The organism is Streptomyces sp. NPDC048650 (genome assembly GCF_043199095.1).
GTDB lineage: Bacteria > Actinomycetota > Actinomycetes > Streptomycetales > Streptomycetaceae > Streptomyces.
The window spans coordinates 21016-39830 of record NZ_JBICVM010000008.1; the positions used below are offsets into that span (position 1 = coordinate 21016).

15 protein-coding genes and 1 pseudogene are annotated in these 18815 nt (G+C 72.1%); 8 read left to right on the top strand and 8 right to left on the bottom strand.

What is annotated here, in order from left to right; translation table 11 throughout:
• Window positions 1–4 precede the first annotated feature (4 nt).
• Entirely contained in the window at window positions 5–604 is a 600-nt protein-coding gene (locus ACGFML_RS22970) for a (2Fe-2S)-binding protein (RefSeq protein WP_393546476.1), read from the bottom strand.
• Window positions 595–1494 carry an FAD binding domain-containing protein gene (locus ACGFML_RS22975; protein ID WP_393546477.1) on the bottom strand — a complete coding sequence of 300 codons (900 nt, stop codon included), beginning with the start codon at window positions 1492–1494 and terminating at the stop codon, window positions 595–597. Before ACGFML_RS22975 ends, ACGFML_RS22970 begins: the two co-directional genes overlap by 10 nt.
• 263 nt (window positions 1495–1757) lie before the next feature.
• Between ACGFML_RS22975 and ACGFML_RS22980 the strand changes: the two genes are divergently transcribed.
• From ACGFML_RS22980 to ACGFML_RS22990, 3 genes are all read left to right on the top strand, one after another.
• Window positions 1758–3422, top strand: coding sequence for a PucR family transcriptional regulator (locus tag ACGFML_RS22980; RefSeq protein WP_393546479.1), 1665 nt, complete (start codon window positions 1758–1760; stop codon window positions 3420–3422).
• 348 nt (window positions 3423–3770) lie between these two features.
• Complete coding sequence (locus ACGFML_RS22985; RefSeq protein WP_393546481.1) at window positions 3771–4625, top strand: hypothetical protein; 855 nt, start codon at window positions 3771–3773, stop codon at window positions 4623–4625.
• Between the two features lie 376 nt (window positions 4626–5001).
• A complete protein-coding gene (locus ACGFML_RS22990; RefSeq protein ID WP_393546483.1) occupies window positions 5002–5874 on the top strand; it encodes a hypothetical protein in 873 nt (290 codons plus the stop codon).
• A gap of 6 nt (window positions 5875–5880) precedes the next feature.
• On the opposite strand, the gene ACGFML_RS22995 is transcribed toward ACGFML_RS22990, so the two are convergent.
• A complete protein-coding gene (locus ACGFML_RS22995) occupies window positions 5881–6609 on the bottom strand; it encodes a GntR family transcriptional regulator (RefSeq protein ID WP_393546485.1) in 729 nt (242 codons plus the stop codon).
• Window positions 6610–6739: 130 nt separating this feature from the next.
• Here ACGFML_RS22995 and ACGFML_RS23000 point away from each other — a divergent pair, with 130 nt between their 5' ends.
• The 3 genes from ACGFML_RS23000 to ACGFML_RS23010 all read left to right on the top strand — a co-directional run bounded on the left by ACGFML_RS23000 (window position 6740) and on the right by ACGFML_RS23010 (window position 8833).
• On the top strand, window positions 6740–7591 hold the full coding sequence (locus tag ACGFML_RS23000) for a (2Fe-2S)-binding protein (protein WP_393546487.1): 852 nt from the start codon (window positions 6740–6742) through the stop codon (window positions 7589–7591).
• Window positions 7592–7789: 198 nt separating this feature from the next.
• Window positions 7790–8353 (top strand): EF-Tu/IF-2/RF-3 family GTPase, encoded by a 564-nt coding sequence (locus ACGFML_RS23005; RefSeq protein WP_393546489.1) that lies wholly within the window; start codon window positions 7790–7792, stop codon window positions 8351–8353.
• Window positions 8354–8632: 279 nt separating this feature from the next.
• Entirely contained in the window at window positions 8633–8833 is a 201-nt protein-coding gene (locus tag ACGFML_RS23010) for an SCO3870 family protein (RefSeq protein WP_393546491.1), read from the top strand.
• A gap of 428 nt (window positions 8834–9261) precedes the next feature.
• On the opposite strand, the gene ACGFML_RS23015 is transcribed toward ACGFML_RS23010, so the two are convergent.
• The 3 genes and pseudogenes from ACGFML_RS23015 to ACGFML_RS23025 form a co-directional block, all read right to left on the bottom strand.
• Window positions 9262–9483, bottom strand: coding sequence for a helix-turn-helix domain-containing protein (locus ACGFML_RS23015; RefSeq protein ID WP_393546493.1), 222 nt, complete (start codon window positions 9481–9483; stop codon window positions 9262–9264).
• Complete coding sequence (locus ACGFML_RS23020) at window positions 9483–9974, bottom strand: DUF2975 domain-containing protein (RefSeq protein ID WP_393546999.1); 492 nt, start codon at window positions 9972–9974, stop codon at window positions 9483–9485. Before ACGFML_RS23020 ends, ACGFML_RS23015 begins: the two co-directional genes overlap by 1 nt.
• Before the next feature lie 126 nt (window positions 9975–10100).
• Window positions 10101–11272, bottom strand: a pseudogene (locus ACGFML_RS23025) (beta-ketoacyl-[acyl-carrier-protein] synthase family protein).
• Between the two features lie 800 nt (window positions 11273–12072).
• Here ACGFML_RS23025 and ACGFML_RS23030 point away from each other — a divergent pair.
• Complete coding sequence (locus ACGFML_RS23030) at window positions 12073–13152, top strand: DUF2637 domain-containing protein (RefSeq protein WP_393546495.1); 1080 nt, start codon at window positions 12073–12075, stop codon at window positions 13150–13152.
• Window positions 13153–13192: 40 nt separating this feature from the next.
• On the opposite strand, the gene ACGFML_RS23035 is transcribed toward ACGFML_RS23030, so the two are convergent.
• Complete coding sequence (locus tag ACGFML_RS23035; protein WP_393547000.1) at window positions 13193–13570, bottom strand: ATP-binding protein; 378 nt, start codon at window positions 13568–13570, stop codon at window positions 13193–13195.
• Between the two features lie 301 nt (window positions 13571–13871).
• On the opposite strand from ACGFML_RS23035, the gene ACGFML_RS23040 reads away from it, so the two are divergent.
• The gene (locus tag ACGFML_RS23040; protein ID WP_393546496.1) at window positions 13872–16988 is read left to right on the top strand and encodes an alpha-mannosidase; all 3117 of its coding nucleotides are present in this window, start codon (window positions 13872–13874) and stop codon (window positions 16986–16988) included.
• Between the two features lie 15 nt (window positions 16989–17003).
• Here the strand turns inward: ACGFML_RS23040 and ACGFML_RS23045 are convergent, their stop codons facing one another.
• Window positions 17004–18746 (bottom strand): pyruvate dehydrogenase, encoded by a 1743-nt coding sequence (locus tag ACGFML_RS23045; RefSeq protein WP_393546497.1) that lies wholly within the window; start codon window positions 18744–18746, stop codon window positions 17004–17006.
• Between the last annotated feature and the right edge of the window lie 69 nt (window positions 18747–18815).

Genomic DNA, 18815 nt, shown 5'->3' on the forward strand with positions numbered 1-18815 from the left:
GCGATCAGGCCCCCTGTCCGGCGGTCCGGGATTCGTCGCGGGCGGCCGCCAGCCGTACCGCGTCGAGGATCTTCTCGTAGCCCGTGCAGCGGCACAGGTTGCCCGACAGCGCCTCACGGATGTCGGCGTCCGACGGTGAGTCGTTGTGCTCCAGCAGTTCGTCGGCGGCGACCAGCAGGCCCGGCGTGCAGAATCCGCACTGGACCGCGCCCGCGTCGATGAACGCCTGCTGGATCGGGGAGAGTTCGGTGGTCCCGCCGGTCTGCGAGTCGGCCGGCTTGGCGGCCCACCTCTTCGCGTCGTCCAGGCCCGTGCCGCAGGCGCCGGAGGCACAGCCGCCGTGCTCGGCGCGCTGCTTGGCGAAGTCCGCCAGGCCCTCGACGGTCACGACCTCGCGGCCCTCGACCTGACCGGCGGCGACGAGACAGGAACAGACCGGCACGCCGTCCAGGCGGACCGTGCAGGAGCCGCACTCGCCCTGCTCACAGGCGTTCTTGGAACCCGGCAGGCCCATCCGCTCCCGGAGGACGTACAGCAGGCTCTCGCCTTCCCAGACGTCGTCGGCCTCCTGCTGACGGCCGTTGACGGTGAAGTTCACGCGCACTGTGCGCCTCCCTTGGTGCCTTGGGCGTTTCCGCGGTAGGACTCCCAGGTCCAGCCGAGGGTGCGGCGCGCCATGATTCCCACCGCGTGCCGGCGGTACTTGGCGCTTCCGCGCACATCGTCGATCGGATTGCAGGCGCCGCTGGCGAGCTGCGCGAACTGCTTGGCCACGGACGGCGGGATGGTCGCTCCGGACTCCCAGAAGCCGCCCTCCTCCAGCGCCGCGGCGAGGAAGTCCTCGGCCTCCTTGGCGCGGACGGGGGTGGGCGCGGCCGAGCCGATGCCGGTGCGGACCGTACGGGTCTCGGGGTGCAGCGCGATGCCGAACGCGCAGACCGCGATGACCATGGCGTTGCGGGTGCCGACCTTGGAGAACTGCTGCGGGCCGTCGGCCTTGGGCAGATGCACCGAGCGGATCAGCTCGTCGGGCTCCATGGCGTTGCGCTTGACGCCGGTGTAGAAGTCGTCGATGGGGATCATGCGGCGGCCGCGGACGGACTCGACCTCGACCTCGCAGTCGGCGGCGAGCAGCGCGGGGTGCGCGTCACCGGCCGGGGAGGCGGTGCCGAGGTTGCCGCCGACACCGCCCCGGTTGCGGATCTGCGGGGAGGCCACCGTGTGCGAGGCCAGGGCCAGACCCGGGAGTTCGGTCCGGAGGTTTTCCATGATCTTCGTGTAGGGAACGGAGGCGCCCAGGCGTACGGTCTTCTCTCCGACCTCCCACTCGCTCAGGTCACCGATACGGTTCAGGTCGAGCAGGTACTCGGGGCGGCGGTGGTCGAAATTGATCTCAACCATCACGTCCGTGCCGCCCGCGATGGGCACAGCGGTGGGGTGCTCGGCCTTAGCGGCGAGCGCCTCCTCCCAGCTGGCGGGGCGAAGGAAGTCCATGGGTGGCCTCTTCTACGAAATCGGGTCGTTCGGTGCTCATGGTGAGGACCTTCGGCCCTCTGCGCCACGGAGCTTGTTCACGTCTTGTTAACGGGGATGGGCCAAGTGAACGCGCCTTGGACCCGCCCGGTGCAGTCACCGAAACCATGAAGCGGTTGGCTGGCCAAGCCACCCGTCTTGTAGATTCGAACGAAAGACGAGGCTCTGAAACCTCGCGGCATTCCACCGGCCACACAAGACAGCAAAGAACGGCGGGCGAGGTCATGCGGCTCCGCGCACTCCTGGACACCGACACTCTGGGCCTACGGCTACTCGGAGGCGAGGACGAGCTGGACCGGACGGTACGGGGCGTGATGACCACCGATCTCCGCGACCCCAGCCGCTACCTCTCCGGCGGCGAGCTGGTCCTGACCGGCCTGGCCTGGCGCCGGGAGCAGGCGGACTCCGAGCGGTTCGTACGGATCCTGGCCTCCGCCGGGGTCGCCGGGCTCGCGGCCGGCGAGGCGGAGCTCGGCGCCGTCCCCGACGATCTCGTACAGGCCTGCCGGCGGCACCGGCTGCCGCTGTTCTCGGTGGTCGAGAGCGTGTCGTTCGCGTCCATCACCGAGTACGTCGTACGGCAGGTCTCCAGCGAGCGGGCCGGCGATCTGGCCGCCGTGGTGGACCGCCACCGGCGTCTGATGACCTCCGGCCCCACGGGCGGCGGCCCCGAGGTGGTCCTGGACCTGCTGGGCTCGGACCTGGACCTGCGGGCCTGGGTGCTGTCCCCCACCGGCCGCCAGATCGCCGGCTCGTCGCTGGCGGACTCCGGCCCCGAGCTGCCCGCCGAGCTCGGCGCCCGGCTCGCCGGCGAGCATCTGGCAGCCTCCCGCAGCGGGCGCCGCGGCCCGCACCGCATCGCCCTCGGCGGCGCCACCTACTCGCTGTTCCCGATCCGTACGGACGGCCGCGACCTGCGCGAGACGGTGCTCTCGGACTGGTTGCTGGCCGTCGAGGCGGACGCCGGAGACTGGTCGGAGGAGCGCCTGGACCTGCTCAACGGCGTCACCCAGCTGATCGCCGTGGAGCGCGACCGGCGTGACGCGGCCCGCACCGTGCGCCGCCGCCTCGCCCAGGAGGTGCTGGAGCTCGTCCAGACCGGCGCTCCGCCCGCCGAGATCGCGGCCAGGCTGCGGGTGGCCGCCCCGGTGCTGCTGCCGGGCCTGGGGACCGCGCCGCACTGGCAGATCGTGGTGGCCCGGGTCGAGTGGGAGAACGGCGAGGTCCCCGGCGGCCCGGTGGCCCAGACGCTGCTGGAGGAGGTGCTGGTCGACCCGGGCACGTTCGGGCCCGAGCCCTCCGACCGGATCGCCGTGGCGCACACCGGTGACGAGGCGGTGGCGCTGGTGCCGCTGCCCGCCGCCGCCGACGAGCCCGGGGACGACACCGTCCACGGTCTGCATGCCGACGCCCTGCTCACCGTCGTCCAGGAGCCACTCGGCCGCGGACTCGCCGAGGACGGCCGGCTGACGCTCGGCGTCAGCGCCTCCGTGCATTCCGCCGAGGGCCTGCGCGGCGCCCTGGAGGAGGCCCGCCACGCCCGCCGGGTGGCCGCCGCTCGGCCCGGCCGCGTCTGCGCCGCCGGACACGAGGAGCTGGCCTCGCACGTCCTGCTGCTGCCGTTCGTCCCCGACGACGTGCGCCGCGCCTTCACCGCCCGCCTCCTGGACCCGCTGCGCGACTACGACCGCCGGCACCGCGCGGAGCTGATTCCGACCCTGGAGGCGTTCTTGGACTCCGACGGGTCCTGGACCCGGTGCGCCACCCGCCTGCATCTGCACGTGAACACCCTCCGCTACCGGGTCGGCCGGATCGAGCAGCTCACCGGCCGCGACCTGTCCCGGCTGGAGGACAAGCTCGACTTCTTCCTGGCCCTGCGGATGAGCTGAGCTGCCGCACCGACCTGCGGATCCCGTCGCCCGGCGACGGGGTCCGCTCTCTTGTGCCCCGGCCCGGACGCCTCGGCACCCCTTCGGGTGATCGTGCGGCGGTAGCCCGTTCGGGGTACCCCGAACGGGCGGCATGCCCTCAACGGCGTTCCGCCGCCGGGGGCCGTGACAACGCCACGGCGGAGCCGATCAGGGCCTCCACCCGGCGCCGGGCCGCCCTCCCGGCGATTGTGAAATCATTCACCCGTCCTCTTGGCCGCACGACGGAATTCGTGCTGAGATTCGCCCACTGCATCCAGTTTCCAGCTCAACGGCGTGCTCGGGGAGGGCAATGTGGCGGATACCGCCATGTCAGGATCCGCGGATTCAGCGGATTCCGTCAGGTCCGTGGGACCGGTACCGGAAACCTCATCGGCAGCGGCCGGGGCACCGGTGGTGCCGGCGGCCAGAACGGGCGCGGAGGACGATCCGCTCGACCGCGCCGTGTGGCGGCTGCGCTCCCGCGGCTGCTGGGACGACGCGGCCGCGCTGCTGGAGGCGCGGGCCCTGGACCACGCCCCCACCGCGCTGCGCCGCGCGGCGCTCCTCGTGGAGGGCTGCATGTTCACCGCAACGGGGTGGGCAGCGGCGGAGGACGCGCTGCGCAGCGCCGAGGCGCTGGCGTCGGATGACGACGAGCGCGGCGGTGCGGCCTGCGAACGCGGCCACCTCGCCTACGCCGCAACGGTGTTGGGGGTTCGCGACCGGGCCGACGAGGCGCGTTCGGCGTTGGGCCGGGCCGCCGCGCTGCTGGCCCCGACCGCGGCCGGCCGGCCGCTGCTGGACTTCCGCCGGGGGCTGATGGCCGAGCATGTCGCCGACAGTCCGGACGCGGCACGGGCGGCCTATCGCCGCGCACACGCCGGCGCCACCGCCCGGGGCGAAACCCTGCTGCTCTCCTTCACCTGGCGCCACCTGGCCGGACTCGCCCTGCGCGACGGCGAGTTGGCCGAGGCCCGGCACGGTTTCGGCGAGTCGCTGCGGATCCGGGAGGAGTTGGGCTTCCTGGTCGGTACGGCGCCCGCGCTGGCCGCGTTGGCCGACGCCGCGCCGGAGGAGGAGGCGCCCCGGCTGCGCGCCGAGGCCGCCCGGCTGCTCCGCCTCATGGGCGGCGTGCCGACGTGGCTCGCGGAGCAGCTCGCGCCCCGTCCGGCCGCCACCTAGAGGAGCGGGCCCGAGGTCCCGCCTGCCCCCGCTCCGGGCGGCCGACGGGACTTCGGGCTCCCCCACCACGACGCCGGGTGCCGCCCGGCTCCGGAGCCGGGCGGCACCCGGCGTCGTGGGCAGGAACACCCGCCCCGTCAACCCCCCGTCGTCAGCCATGCCGCCCGCCGTGCCGATTGGCTGAAACTGAGCGGTCACCGCGGTGGATCGGCCGGGGTGTGGTGGCTGGCACTGCGTGCGGGGCGCGGACACCGGTGCCGGGCCCCGGCCCCATGCGCCCCGAGAATGGCCGCAAGTCGCACTGCGACGGGGCGGCCGGGCCTGAATGCTGTTCCGGGACCAGCTCCCTTTGGCAGAACCTTTCAGGAGGCCGAACGTGGCAGCAGGAACGACCAACACCGCCTCAACCGACTGGGGCAAGGCGGATTTCGAGGCGATCTACAACTGCCCGGATCCGCGTGGGTACTTCACCACACTGCAACCCCTGGAGTACCAAATACCGCACCACGGCCAGGCGGCGTTCCGCGCCGTGACCGAAGTCCTCCAACGGCGGCGCAGCGACCGCCCGCCGCTGAACGTCGTCGACCTGTGCTGCTCATACGGCGTCAACGCCGCGCTGCTCAACCACCGGCTGTCCCTCACCGACCTCTACGCCCGCTACACCGGGCAGGGCCAGGGCGCCGCCGCGACGCCCCGGCTCGCCGAGGAGGACCGGACGTTCTTCGCCACCCGGCGCCGCCCCGAAGCGGCGCGGGTGATCGGCCTGGACGCGGCGGAACACGCGGTCGGCTACGCCCAGTCGGTCGGCCTGCTCGACCGCGGCTTCCCCGAGAACCTCGAACTGGCCGACCCGAGCCCGCAGTTGCGGGAGGCGCTCGCCGGCACCGACCTGATCACCGTCACCGGCGGCGTCGGCTACATCTCCGAGCGCACCTTCGGCCGTCTCCTCGACTGCGTCACCACGCCGCCCTGGGTGGCGGCGTTCGTGCTGCGTACGGTGTCCTACGAGCCGGTCTCCGCGCTCCTGGCCGGGGCCGGGCTGGTGACCGAGAAGCTCACCACCCGGACCTTCCACCAGCGCCGGTTCGCCGACGGCAACGAGCGGCGGGCGGCATTCGCCGCGCTGGCCGCCCGTGGACTGTCCACCGCCGGCAAGGAGGCCGACGGCTTCTACCACGCCGACCTGTATCTCTCCCGGCCCGCAGCCGACGCCGCGGCGCTGCCGCTGGCGGAGCTGCTGCCCGGCTGAGGCGCCTCAGTGCGGGTGCCGCGCGGCCGAGAGGTGCTCACGGGCGATGCGCTCGGCCACGGCATGCTCCCCGGCGATCAGCGCGTCCAGCAGCGCCGTGTGCTCGGAGGCGTCCGCCAGCAGCTCGGCGGTGCGCAGCCGTGAACCGACGCCCGGCCACTGGGTGCCGCGCAGCAGGTCGTCGGCGGTCCGGGTCAGCCGGCGGTTTCCGGTGAGGGAGATCAACGCGTGGTGGAAGGCGCGGTCCGCCTCGGCGTAACCGGCCCGGTCGCCGTGTGCGGCGGCGCTCACCCCCGCGTCGGCGAGCGGACGCAGCTCCTCCCAGCGCTCCGGCGGCAGCGCTCCGGCCAGCCGGAGGATCGCGGGGACCTCCAGCATGGCGCGCACCTCGGCCAGCTCGGCCAGGTCGCGGGAGCTGCGTTCGCAGACCCGGAAGCCGCGGTTGGGCACCACCTCCACGGCGCCCTCGGCCGCGAGCTGCTGCATGGCCTCGCGGACCGGGGTCGCGGAGACGCCGTAGCGCTCGGCGAGGGCGGGTGCGGAGTACACCTCGCCCTGTGCCAGCGCGCCGCCGGCCAGCGCCTCGCGCAGCGCGGTCAGCACCTGGCCGCGGACGGAGTGCCGCTGCGGGCGGACCGGCTGCCGCGGCACGGTCGGCGGCGGCACGGCGGAACCGGCGCGCGCGGGCGTACGCGTGCGTGCGTGCGGCTCCTGTTCCGCTGTGCCCTGCTCCATGACGCTTCCTCCTGACGTTTCCAGCACCATAGGCGCCCGCGGCGCCGGTTCCCACCTCAGCGGGACAGGGTAGAGACCTTCGGTAAGGTAAGGCTTACCTGTTGACGATCGTGATTCGGTGGTCTCCCGCATGACTTCTGCCCCCGCCGCCCCACCGCTCGGCGCACCCGCCAACAGGCCGGTCACCGCCGCGTACACCCGGCTTTCCGAGGTGTTCCCCGGACTGCGGGTGTCCGAGTGGGAAACGGCCCCGCCGAGCGGCGACGGCTGGGTGGGAGCCGCCGGCCTCGCGGCCGGCGGTGAGACGCTGGACACGTTCCTCGCCTGGGACGACGCACAGATCCGGCGGGACCACGACCGGCGCGCCCGGCCCGACGTCGTCGCCTCCTTCGCCCTGCACCGCTACGCCTGGCCCGCCTGCCTGCTGATCACCATCCCCTGGTTCCTGCACCGCCGGGTGCCGCGGCTGCCCGTGGCGGACGTCGCCTTCCAGCGGGAGCTGGGCCGAATGGCGGTGCGGGTCCGCTCGTTCGCGTGCCTTCCGGGCGACCCGGCCGCGGCCCTGCCCGGAGCCCGGGTCGTCCCGGACGAGGAGGCACTGCGCGCCGAGGTGCGGCAGGCGGTGGCCGAGCACCTGGAGCCCGTCCTGCACGGCTTCCGCGGGCGGATGCGGCGCGGCCCGCGGGCACTGTGGGGCATGGTGTCCGACGAGGTCGTCGAGGGCCTCTGGTACCTCGGGCATCTGCTGGGCGAGGAGCCGCGCGCGATGGCCGAGCTCGGGCGGCTGCTGCCGGGGGCCACCGCCCCGTATGTCGGCAGCGCGGCGTTCCGCACCCTGACCGCTCCGGACGGCCAGGCGCTGCCCACCCGCGACCGGGCCAGCTGCTGCATGTTCTACACCCTGCGCCCCGAGGACACCTGCATCACCTGCCCCCGCACCTGCGACGCGGACCGCATCACCCGCCTCACCGCAACCCTCTGACCCGCACACCGACCGCACGGACCGGACAACCGCCCCCCGACTCGCCGTCACGTCCGGGGAGTTCGAGAGCACAACCCGTGGATCACGGCATGGGCACCCACCCGGCGTGGACCGGCCGGCGGTGATCGTTGCTGGGCTCGAACGCCGGTTTCGTCACCGGCGTACCAGGCATCGGGGAGCGATGGGTGGGTGGGTGTCGTGGAGAAGCCGTTCCTGATGTCGGTCGAGGATGTCTTCCCTCTCCACCCGGGCAGGCCGGTCATGCCGACGGGACGGATCGAACGTGGGCGGGTGCGCCGAGGCGACGAGGTGGAACTCATCGGCTTCGGCAGCAACCTGGTCGCTCGCGTCACTGGCATCGACGTGAACAGGCTGCCCGTCGAGGAGGCGAGGGCGAGCATGAACGTGGGCCTGCTGCTGCGGGGTACGGATGTGGGAGCGGCCGAGCGGGGGCAGGTGCTCGCGACAGCGGGTTCGATCGAGGCGCACGGCGTCTTCACGGCAGACATCACGGTGCTGCCGGAGGACCAGGGCGGCGCCGAAGTGCTCACCGGTGAGCGTCTTCACTTCTCCCTCCGCGCTGCCGCCGTGTGGGGTGCCGTGGCGTTGGCCCAGGGCACCGACGCGCTTCGGCCGCTTCACCGGGCAGCGGTGACGGTCACTCTGGAACGGCCCGTCGCCCTGGAAGAGGGCCAGTCCTTCCCCTTCCGTCACCACGGTCGCGCCGCCGGCACCGGGACCGTGAGCCGACTCCCGCGCTGAGCCCCCGCATGTGCCCGCACCACCACCCGAGAACTCGCCCTCATCCAAGGGTTCCTGACGATCTCCGTACGCCCCTCACCCGTGCGAGAGACGCCTCACCCGACCTCCCTCGGAACGAGGCTCCGCGGAACTGCCGTCCGAACGACGGTGCCGTGTCTTCCGGACGACCAACGGCGTCGCTCGCCATGCCTCACCCTTGGCCAAGTCTGCTCGCAGCGTGACGAGATCGCCTTTAGACTCGACGATCACCGTGCCGGCTCACAGTTCAAAGGAGATGGAATGAGACAGCCTCCGTTCGCTTCCCTGTCCACCGCGCTTGCGGCGCTCGGAACGGCGCTGGGCTTCCTCGCGGTCCAGTTGCGCACAGACGGCTACGAGCAGTACGTCGAGTCCGTGGCCACTGCCAGCGTCGTGATGTTGACCACCGCGTCCCTGACGGTCGTGTCGTGGGTCCGCTACCGACAGATGTCATCGGACTGAGTCACACCGCACGCAACGGGCGCCGGGGCACCGACCCCGGCGCCCGTTTGCGCGCGATGACCGCGATCGTCGGACGTGGGAGCGGAACACGCAGCGCGCCGCCGTCACTTGCGGAGACGACCTGATGACGACATGGCGTCCGGCGCAACGCCGACACTCAACGCCACCGACCGTGGCCGCAGTCGAGGACGCCGACGCTGTCGCACCCTCATGCCGCACCCCCACCGGCCTTTCCTGTCGGCGCCTCTCAGCGAGCCGCCGGAAGAATGACCCCCACGGCATTTCGCCTGCCACCAGAGCGCGACGCGACGCGCACCCAACGGGGTGGGGAAGGGCGCTGCGGGTGATCGGCGACCGCGTCCATGCGGTCCACGTGCCGTGTCACGGGCGGATGGTGTCAGATTTTTTCACGCCCGCCCCGGGGCACGTCATCCATCCGCGGCGTCCTCGACCTCCCAGCGCAGCAGGTCGCCCGGCTGGCACTTGAGCACCTCGCAGAGCGCGGCGAGCGTCGCGAAGCGCACGGCCTTGGCGCGGCCGTTCTTGAGTACCGCCAGGTTGGCGGGAGTGATCCCCACGCGGTCCGCGAGCTCGCCCACGGACATCTTCCGTCTGGCCAGCATCACGTCGATGTCGACGGCGATCGGCATCAGATCACCTCGTCCAACTCGGCCTGCATCTGCGCCGCTTCGACGTCGCGCGCGACGGCCTGGGCGAGCAGCATCCGCAGCACGAGCACGATGAGCGCGACCCCCAGGATGGCCAGGCCGATCCCGCCCATGATGACGGTGACGCCCGGGTCGGCCCGCTGGCCCGGCGCATTGATGATCGTGACGGCGAACCATACGAGAGCAGCCGCCACGATCGCGCCGATCATGACGTCCACGTGCCGGAAGGCGGCGTGGGAGAACACGGTTCCGCGTCGCACCATCGTCACCAGCCGCCATACGCAGACCAGGGCGACCTGGGCCGACACCATGCCCAGGATCGTGATCACGCGCAGCGGGGTCAGCGGGAGCGACCCGTCCTCCGGGTCGCTCCCGCTGGCCAACGCCCACACCATCCCTGCCTGTACGCACACAGTGCCGGACAGCACCACCACGAGCACGGCGCGCAGCGCACCCACTGTCAGCTTTCCCACGGTCCACCCTTCCATCGAGTCACGATGGGAATCTATCGAAATTCGATAGATTCAGCAAGGGCTGATCGAGCCCGCCAACGGGCCTGAGGGGCCCATGCCGCCAGCGTGGCGGTCAAGGTCTCGTCGTCACGTGGTGAAGACGAGGCTGACGTTGTGTCCGCCGAACCCGAACGAGTTGGCCAGCGCGGCAGACCATCGACCGGTACGCCGCTCACCGCGCACCACATCCAGCTCCACGCGCGGGTCGAGTGCGTCGAGGTTGCGCGTGGCCGGCACCGTGCCGTCCTTGAGCGCGAACAGAGCGGCCATGGCGCCAACCGTTCCGGACGCGCCCATCATGTGACCTGTCATCGACTTCGTCACCGTCACCGCGGCGTGGCCGCCGATCACCCGGCCGATCGCCTCGGCCTCCGCCAGGTCACCGGACTCCGTCGAGGTGGCGTGGGCGTGCACGATCCCGATGTCCGCCGGCGCCAGGCCGGCGTCGCGCAGCGCCAGTTCCATGGCGAACGCCTGGCCTTCCGCGTCGGAGGCCGTGATGTGGTTCGCGCTCGAACTCACGGCACTGCCGGCCGGCGCGCCGTAGGCACGTGCTCCACGGGCCCGGCCGAACTCGGCGCGTTCGAGCACCATCACCCCCGCGCCCTCGCCCATGACGAACCCGGACCGCCCGACGTCGAACGGGCGGGACACGGTCTCCGGGTCCACGGACCGCGTCGACAGGGCCTTCATCTGGGCGAATGCCGCGATGGTGAAGGGGTGCAGGCATGCCTCCACCCCACCTGCGACGACCACGTCCGCCCGCCCGCTGCGGAACAGATCCTGCCCCAGGGCGAGGGCCTCCACCCCGGACGCACAGGCACTCACCGGAGTCCTGGCGCCTCCCTTCGCGCCCAGGTCCATGCTCACCCAAGCAGCCGGCCCGTTGGGCATCAGCATGGGGACCGCGAACGGCGACAGCCGGCGAATGCCGGCGCGTTCGAAGACGTCGTCCTGCCCCAGCGTGCTGAGGACACCACCGGTCCCCGTACCGATGACGACGGCGCATCGTTCCGGTTCGACCTGCGGAGCGCCGGCGTCCTGCCAGGCTTCGCGCGCACTGAGGACGGCGACCTGCTCACCGCGGTCCAGCTTCCTGGCCTCGGCCCTCGGAGCAGGGAGGCAGGGTCCACCGCGAGCCCGGCGGCAACGTGCACGGGCAGGTCCGCGGCCCACTCCTCCTCCAGGAAACGCACCCCCGACTGACCGTCCAGGAGCCCCGACCACGACGACGGCGCATCGGCTCCCAGCGTCGTCATCGCACCGACGCCCGTCACCAGCACACGACCGTTACGGGTCACACGAGCCTCCTTGCATTGTGTGGATGCTACATAGAGCCTGACTTGCCCTCATGGGGATCATTCCAGCACCCAGAAGGGAAATCAGAGGAGGAGCCGACCGATTCGAAAGCGAGAGATTGTCCTCTTCCAACAATTGAGTAGATGTCCACCGCCATCCCCTGACCGCTCGTCGAAAGGCAGCACCACGACCCCGGTCCGCACTGCGCAAACCCGCCAAGGCTCCGCTCGGCCGAGAGCTGCTACGGCGCAGCGAAGCCGAGGCGGAACAGACGAGGAGCTCGGTCTGCTGCGACGGGCAGACACGGGCGACGTTCCGCAGCCGCTGGTAGGGCAGGTACTTGCGGTCGTCGCCGAAGCCGCCGAAGCCGCGGTAGCGGGGTAGCGGGGTAGCGGGGTAGCGGGGTAGCGGGGTACTTGATGATGCCCCGTCAGGTGCGTCAGCAGCATGAGGTCGGATCAGGGCTGCTGAAGACGCCCGGAGGTGGTCACGGAGGGGACGCTCGGCCACTCTCCACGAGACCGTCCCGCGGCGCGGTGGGCAGACACGAAACGATGCTCGGCCTCGCATCCCGCCCCCAACGCCACCCATTGGGGCGATCTTGATCGAACTCAATTACCGCCCACGGAACGACAGTTCGACATCAAGGTCGCTTCCTCGCACCCCTTGGCGTCGTCTTGTTCCGAATGCCTCGGTTACGGGAGCGGCTTCCGTCAGGATGTCGCGCGAAACCGCGTACGCCGAGGCAAGGAATCCCGGAATGAGAATGACCGACATACCGCTGGGCTGGCTGATTCCGGCGGCTCTGCTGCTCGGGGGCATCACAGCGGCCGTGACACTGGTCCTGCGTGGCAAACGCGTGGCCGGCGGGGCGGCCGACGACTCGTGGGAACGGAGTGAGGAGCGCCGCCGCCGCAAGGAGGCGCTGTTCGCCTCGGCGTCGTATCTGCTGCTGTTCTGCTGTGCGGCGGTCGCGGCCGCACTGTCCTTCCACGGTCTGGTCGGCTTCGGGGTCCAGAATCTCAGCCTCTCGGGGGGCTGGGAGTATCTGGTGCCCTTCGGGCTGGACGGTGCCGCGATGTTCTGCTCGGTACTGGCGGTGCGCGAGGCCAGCCACGGCGACGCGGCGCTCGGCTCCCGGATGCTGGTGTGGACGTTCGCGGGTGCGGCGGCCTGGTTCAACTGGGTGCACGCACCGCGCGGCCTGGACCACGCGGGCGCGCCGCAGTTCTTCGCCGGGATGTCGCTGTCGGCGGCCGTCCTCTTCGACCGGGCGCTGAAGCAGACCCGCCGGGCGGCGCTGCGCGAACAGGGTCTGGTGCCCCGTCCGCTGCCGCAGATCCGTATCGTCCGCTGGCTGCGGGCGCCCCGTGAGACCTTCGCGGCGTGGTCGCTGATGCTGCTCGAGGGTGTCCGGTCGCTGGACGAGGCGGTCGAGGAGGTCCGGGAGGACCGCCGGGCGAAGGAACAGCGCCGCCGGAACCGCCGCGATCAGGGCAGGCTCGACCGGGCCCGGATCAAGGCCATCAACCGGCAGCACCGCTCGTGGGGCATCGGCCGGGGAGGCGGCCGGCTGACCGTCACCCAGGCCACCGCGGCGCCCGCGGATGTGGCCGACCGGGACTCCGCCATACCCGGCGAGACACCGGAGCCGCTGCCCTCATCCGATGTGCCGGTGCGCTCCCGCCCAGCTCTCAAGGCCGTGACCGGCGCTGATCCCGGCGCATCTGCCGAACCCGGGCGGACCGTGGACCTGACCGCCGAGGACGACACCCAGTCGCTTCCGCGGCTGGACTCGCTGGAGGAGAAACTCGCCGCGATCGAGCAGCGCTTCGCCTGACCGGCGGCGGACCACGCCGGCCCACACCCCCGATGCCGGCTCAGGCCGGTCCGCCGCCCAGCTCGAACCACACGCTCTTGCCGACCCCGTGGGAGCGTATGCCCCATGCGTCCGCCAGCGAGCGGACGAGCATCAGCCCCCGGCCGGACGTCCCGTCCGTGGTGGGTGCCCGCGGCTCGGGGCGGCCGGAGACGAAGTCCCGTACCTCCACCCGTAACCGGTCGCCGACCGTGGCCGTGACGACGGCGCCGCCTTCCGCATGCAGCAGGGCGTTGGTGACCAGCTCGCTGGTCAGCAGCGTCGCGACCTCCGTGACCTCGCCGGTGCCCGGCTCCGTCCAGCGGCTCAGCAGCTGCCGAAGCTCGCGGCGCACCTCGCCGACCGCCCGCAGATCGGCATGCCCCACCCGCCGCCGCAGTGTCCCCGGCGCCCGCGCGGCGATCCCCCCGCCCCGGCGCCCCTCGATGCTTCCCTGTCCTCCGTCGCGTTCCTCGCGCCGCACAGGCTGACGCATGTTCTCCCCCGCCCCGAACCAACGATCGGCGCTCTCCCTCGAACAGCCTCACGCTCATGCATGCCCACCGGGGCAGGCACCATGCTTGGCCGCACGCCTCGCCCCGGCGTGCGGAGGGCCGTTCTCCGGTGGGTATGCCTGTGGTAACCGGCCGGAGAGGTGCCGGACGTGTCCCGTACGTGTCCCCCGCTCGAGAGGAGCCGCTGTGCACGACGACCGACCGCTGGTGGAGGGGCGTCTGGAGCGGGCGCTGGGGCAGTTCATCCGGCCCGCGCAGTATGCCGCGCGGGTGCCGCTGGAACTGGCCGTCTGGCACACCCCGGGGGAGCCCGTACCGGTGGCTCAGGCACTGCGGGCCACGTACGAGCCCTTCGCGGCAGGGGACGTCTGGGGCCCGCCGTGGTCGACCAGCTGGTTCCGGCTGACCGGTGAGGTGCCCGGGGAGTGGGCCGGGCGCCGGGTGGAGGCGGTCATCGATCCCGGGTTCAGCGGCGACGGGCCCGGGTTCCAGGCGGAGGGGCTGGTCCACGACACCGACGGGGTGCCGCTCAAGGGCATCCACCCGCGCAACCGGCACGTCCCCGTGGCCGCTCCGGCGCGCGGCGGCGAGCGGGTGGGGCTGCTCCTGGAAGCGGCCGCGAACCCGGCGGTGCTGCGGGACTTCAGGCCGACGGACCTCGGCGACGTCCGTACCGCGCCGGACCGCCCCCTGTACCGCTTCGCCGCCGCCGACCTCGCCGTCCTGGACGAGACGGTCTGGCAGCTCGTCCTGGACATCGAGGTGCTGTCGGAGCTGATGTACGAGCTGCCCGCCGACCGTCCCCGTCGGCACGAGATCCTGCGGGCCCTGGAGGACATGCTCGACGCGCTGGATCTGCACGACGTGGCGGGCACGGCGGCGGCGGGCCGGGCCGAGCTGGCCGACGTACTGAGCCGTCCGGCCGCCGCCAGCGCCCACCGCGTCTCGGCCACCGGGCACGCCCATATCGACTCGGCCTGGCTGTGGCCGCTGCGCGAGACGGTGCGCAAGGCCGCCCGCACCTTCGCCAACGTCACCCAGCTCGCCACGGAGTACCCGGAGTTGGTCTTCGCCTGCTCCCAGGCGCAGCAGTACGCCTGGGTCAAGGAACACCAGCCGCACATCTGGGAGCGCATCAAGAAGGCCGTACGGGAGGGAAACTGGGCTCCGGTGGGGTCCATGTGGGTGGAGTCCGACGCCAATATGCCCGGCGGCGAGGCGCTGGCCCGGCAGATCGTGCACGGCAAGCGCTTCTTCCTGGAGGAGCTGGGGGTGGAGACCGAGGAGATCTGGCTGCCCGACTCCTTCGGCTACACCGCCGCCTTCCCGCAGTTGGCGCGGCTGGCCGGGGCGAAGTGGTTCCTGACCCAGAAGCTGTCGTGGAACCAGACCGACCGGATGCCGCACCACACCTTCTGGTGGGAGGGCATCGACGGCACCCGTGTCTTCACCCACTTCCCGCCCGTCGACACCTACAACTCCCAGTTCCACGCCCGCGAACTCGCGCACGCCGAGAGCAACTTCGCCGAGAAGGGCCGGGCCACCCGCTCCCTGGTCCCGTTCGGCTGGGGGGACGGCGGCGGCGGGCCGACCCGCGAGATGCTCGAAAGGGCCCGCCGCCTGCGTTCCCTGGAAGGCTCGCCACGCGTCGAGATCGAGCCGCCGACCCGGTTCTTCGAGGCGGCGTACGCGGAGTACGGTGCGGCCGCGCCGGTCTGGTCGGGGGAGCTGTATCTGCAGTTCCACCGGGGTACGTACACCTCCCAGGCGAAGACCAAGCAGGGCAACCGACGCAGCGAACACCTGCTGCGGGAGGCGGAGTTGTGGGCGGCCACGGCGGCGGTGCGCGGCGGCGGCCGGGTGGCGTACGCCTACCCGTACGACGCCCTCGACCGGCTGTGGAAGACCGTCCTGCTGCACCAGTTCCACGACATCCTGCCGGGCTCGTCCATCGCCTGGGTGCACCGGGAGGCACGGGCGACGTACGCGGCGGTGGCGCGGGAGCTGACGGAGATCATCGAGGGGGCGATCGGGGCGCTGGGCCGGTCGGCGGGGACGCCGACCGTGTTCAACTCCTCGCCGTACGACCGGGACGAGGTCGTGGAACTGCCGGGGGCCGACGGGCGGGCCCCCTCGCCCGTCCCCGTGCATGTGCCCGCACTGGGTTCGGCGACCGTGCGGCCGCCCGGCCCGCACTCCCCCACGCCGTCCCCAGCGCCCGTCCGGCCGACCGCCGAGGCCGGGGGCGTCCGCACCCTCGACAACGGTCTCCTGCGCGTGCGGATCGACGCCGACGGCCTCCTGGTCTCGGTACGCGATCTGCACGCCGGGCGCGAGGTGCTGACACCCGGGGCGCGCGGCAACCTCCTCCAGCTCCACCCCGATCACCCCAACCGGTACGACGCCTGGGACCTCGACCGGCACTACCGCAACCGGCACACCGACCTGACCGCCGCCGAGTCCGTCGAGCTGCTGGCTGCGGACCCGCTGGTCGCGACCGTCCGGGTGACCCGGGCCTTCGGGGCCTCGCGGGTCACCCAGGACCTCACCCTGCGTGCGGGCTCCCGCCGCCTCGACATCACCACCGACATCGACTGGCACGAGTCGGAGAAGGTGCTCAAGGCCGCCTTTCCGCTGGACGTCCACGCCGAACGGTCCACCGCCGAGGTCCAGTTCGGCCATGTGCACCGCGCTACGCACACCAACACCAGCTGGGACGCGGCGCGTTTCGAGATCTGCGCACACCGTTGGCTGCGGGTCGCCGAGTCGGGCTACGGCGTCGCGCTGCTCAACGACTCGACGTACGGCCACGACGTCACCCGTGACCCGCATCCGGAGGGCCTGGGCACGACCGTCCGGCTGACCCTGCTGCGCGCCCCGCACAGCCCGGATCCGGAGACCGACCAGGGCACCCACCGCTTCACCTACGCCCTGCTCCCGGGTGCCGGGGTGGGCGATGCGGTCGCCGAGGGCCTGGCCCTCAACCTTCCCCTCCGGACCGCCGCCGCGCCGCCCGTCCCGCCCCTGGTGCGCGTCGACCACCCGGCCGTCACCGTCGAGTCGGTCAAGCTCGCCGAGGACCGCAGCGGCGACGTGGTGGTGCGGCTCTACGAGTCCCGGGGCGGCCGCGCCACCGCCACGCTCTCCCCCGGCTTCGCGGTCGAACGGGTCACCGTGACCGACCTGCTGGAGCGGCCGCTGCGGGACGAGGAGGAGGGGCCGACATCCGATGTCACGATCGAGCTGCGCCCGTTCCAGATCCTGACCCTGCGGCTGCGGCCCCAGCGGCGGAGCCCGGCCTGAGCCACCCGGCAGGCCCTATCTCCGGGGGATGTTCCGCAGGTTGGAGCGGGCCATCTGCAGCATCCGGCCGACCCCGCCGTCCAGCACGATCTTCCCGGCCGACAGCGCGAAGCCGGACACCATCTCGGCGCTGATCTTGGGCGGGATGGACAGGGCGTTGGGGTCGGTGACGATGTCCACCAGGGCCGGGCCGTCGTGCCGGAAGGCGTCGCGCAGGGCGCCGCGCAGGTGTTTGGGCTTCTCCACCCGCACGCCGTGCGCGCCGGCCGCGCGGGCGATGGCCGCGAAGTCCGGGTTGTGGTTGGTGGTGCCGTAGGACGGCAGACCGGAGACCAGCATCTCCAGCTCCACCATGCCCAGGGAGGAGTTGTTGAAGAGGACCACCTTCACCGGCAGGTCGTACTGGACCAGGGTGAGGAAGTCGCCCATCAGCATGGAGAACCCGCCGTCGCCCGACATCGCGACCACCTGTCGCCGGCGGTCGATGAACTGTGCGCCGATCGCCTGCGGCAGGGCGTTGGCCATCGAGCCGTGGCTGAACGAACCGATCACCCGGCGGCGGCCGTTGGGGGTGAGGTAGCGGGCCGCCCAGACGTTGTTCATGCCGGTGTCGACGGTGAAGACCGCGTCGTCGGCGGCCTCGTCGTCCAGGACGGACGCGACGTACTCGGGGTGGATCGGGGTGTGCTTCTCCACCTTGCGGGTGTAGGCGCTGACCACGCCCTCCAGCGCGTCGGCGTGCTTCTTCAGCATCCGGTCCAGGAACCTGCGGTCGGTCTTCGGCCGCACCTTGGGGATCAGACCGCGCAGCGTCTCGCGGACGTCGCCCCACACCGCGAGGGAGAGCTGGGAGCGGCGGCCGAGGTGCTCGGGGCGGACGTCCACCTGGACGATCCTGACGTCATCGGGCAGAAACGCGTTGTACGGGAAGTCCGTGCCGAGCAGGATCAGCAGATCGCATTCGTGGGTGGCCTCGTAGGCCGCGCCGTAGCCGAGCAGACCGCTCATCCCGACGTCGTAGGGGTTGTCGTACTGGATCCACTCCTTGCCGCGCAGCGCATGCCCGACCGGGGACTTCACCCGCTCCGCGAACTCCATCACCTCGGCGTGCGCGCCCGCGGTGCCGCTGCCGCAGAACAACGTGACCCTGCCGGCGTCGTCGATCATCCGGGCCAGCTTGCCGATCTCTTCGTCGCCCGGCCGTACGGACGGGCGCGCGGTCACCAGGGCGTGCTCGATCGCGCGCTCGGGCGCGGGCTCGGCGGCGATGTCACCGGGGAGCGAGACGACGGCGACGCCGCTTCGCCCGATGGCGTGCTGGATGGCGGTCTGCAGGACTCGGGGCATCTGACGGGTGCTGGAGATCAGTTCGCTGTAGTGGCTGCACTCCGCGAACAGCCGGTCGGGGTGGGTCTCCTGGAAGAAGCTGGTGCCGATCTCGCTGGAGGGGATGTGGGAGGCGAGAGCGAGGACCGGGGCCATCGAGCGGTGGGCGTCGTAGAGGCCGTTGATCAGATGCAGATTGCCGGGGCCGCAGGAGCCGGCGCATGCGGCGAGCCGACCGGTGAGTTGCGCCTCCGCCCCGGCGGCGAAGGCCGCCACCTCCTCGTGCCGGACCTGGATCCAGTCGATCGCGGAGTTCCGGCGGATCGCGTCCACCACCGGGTTCAGGCTGTCGCCCACGACCCCGTAGAGGCGCTGCACCCCCGCCCGCACCAGGATGTCCACGAACTGCTCGGCGACGGTCTGCTTGGCCATGGTGCGGGGCTCCTCCGGTGCGGGCGGCGTCCTTGCCATCAACCCACGCGGCGCGGCGGCCCGCCTGCG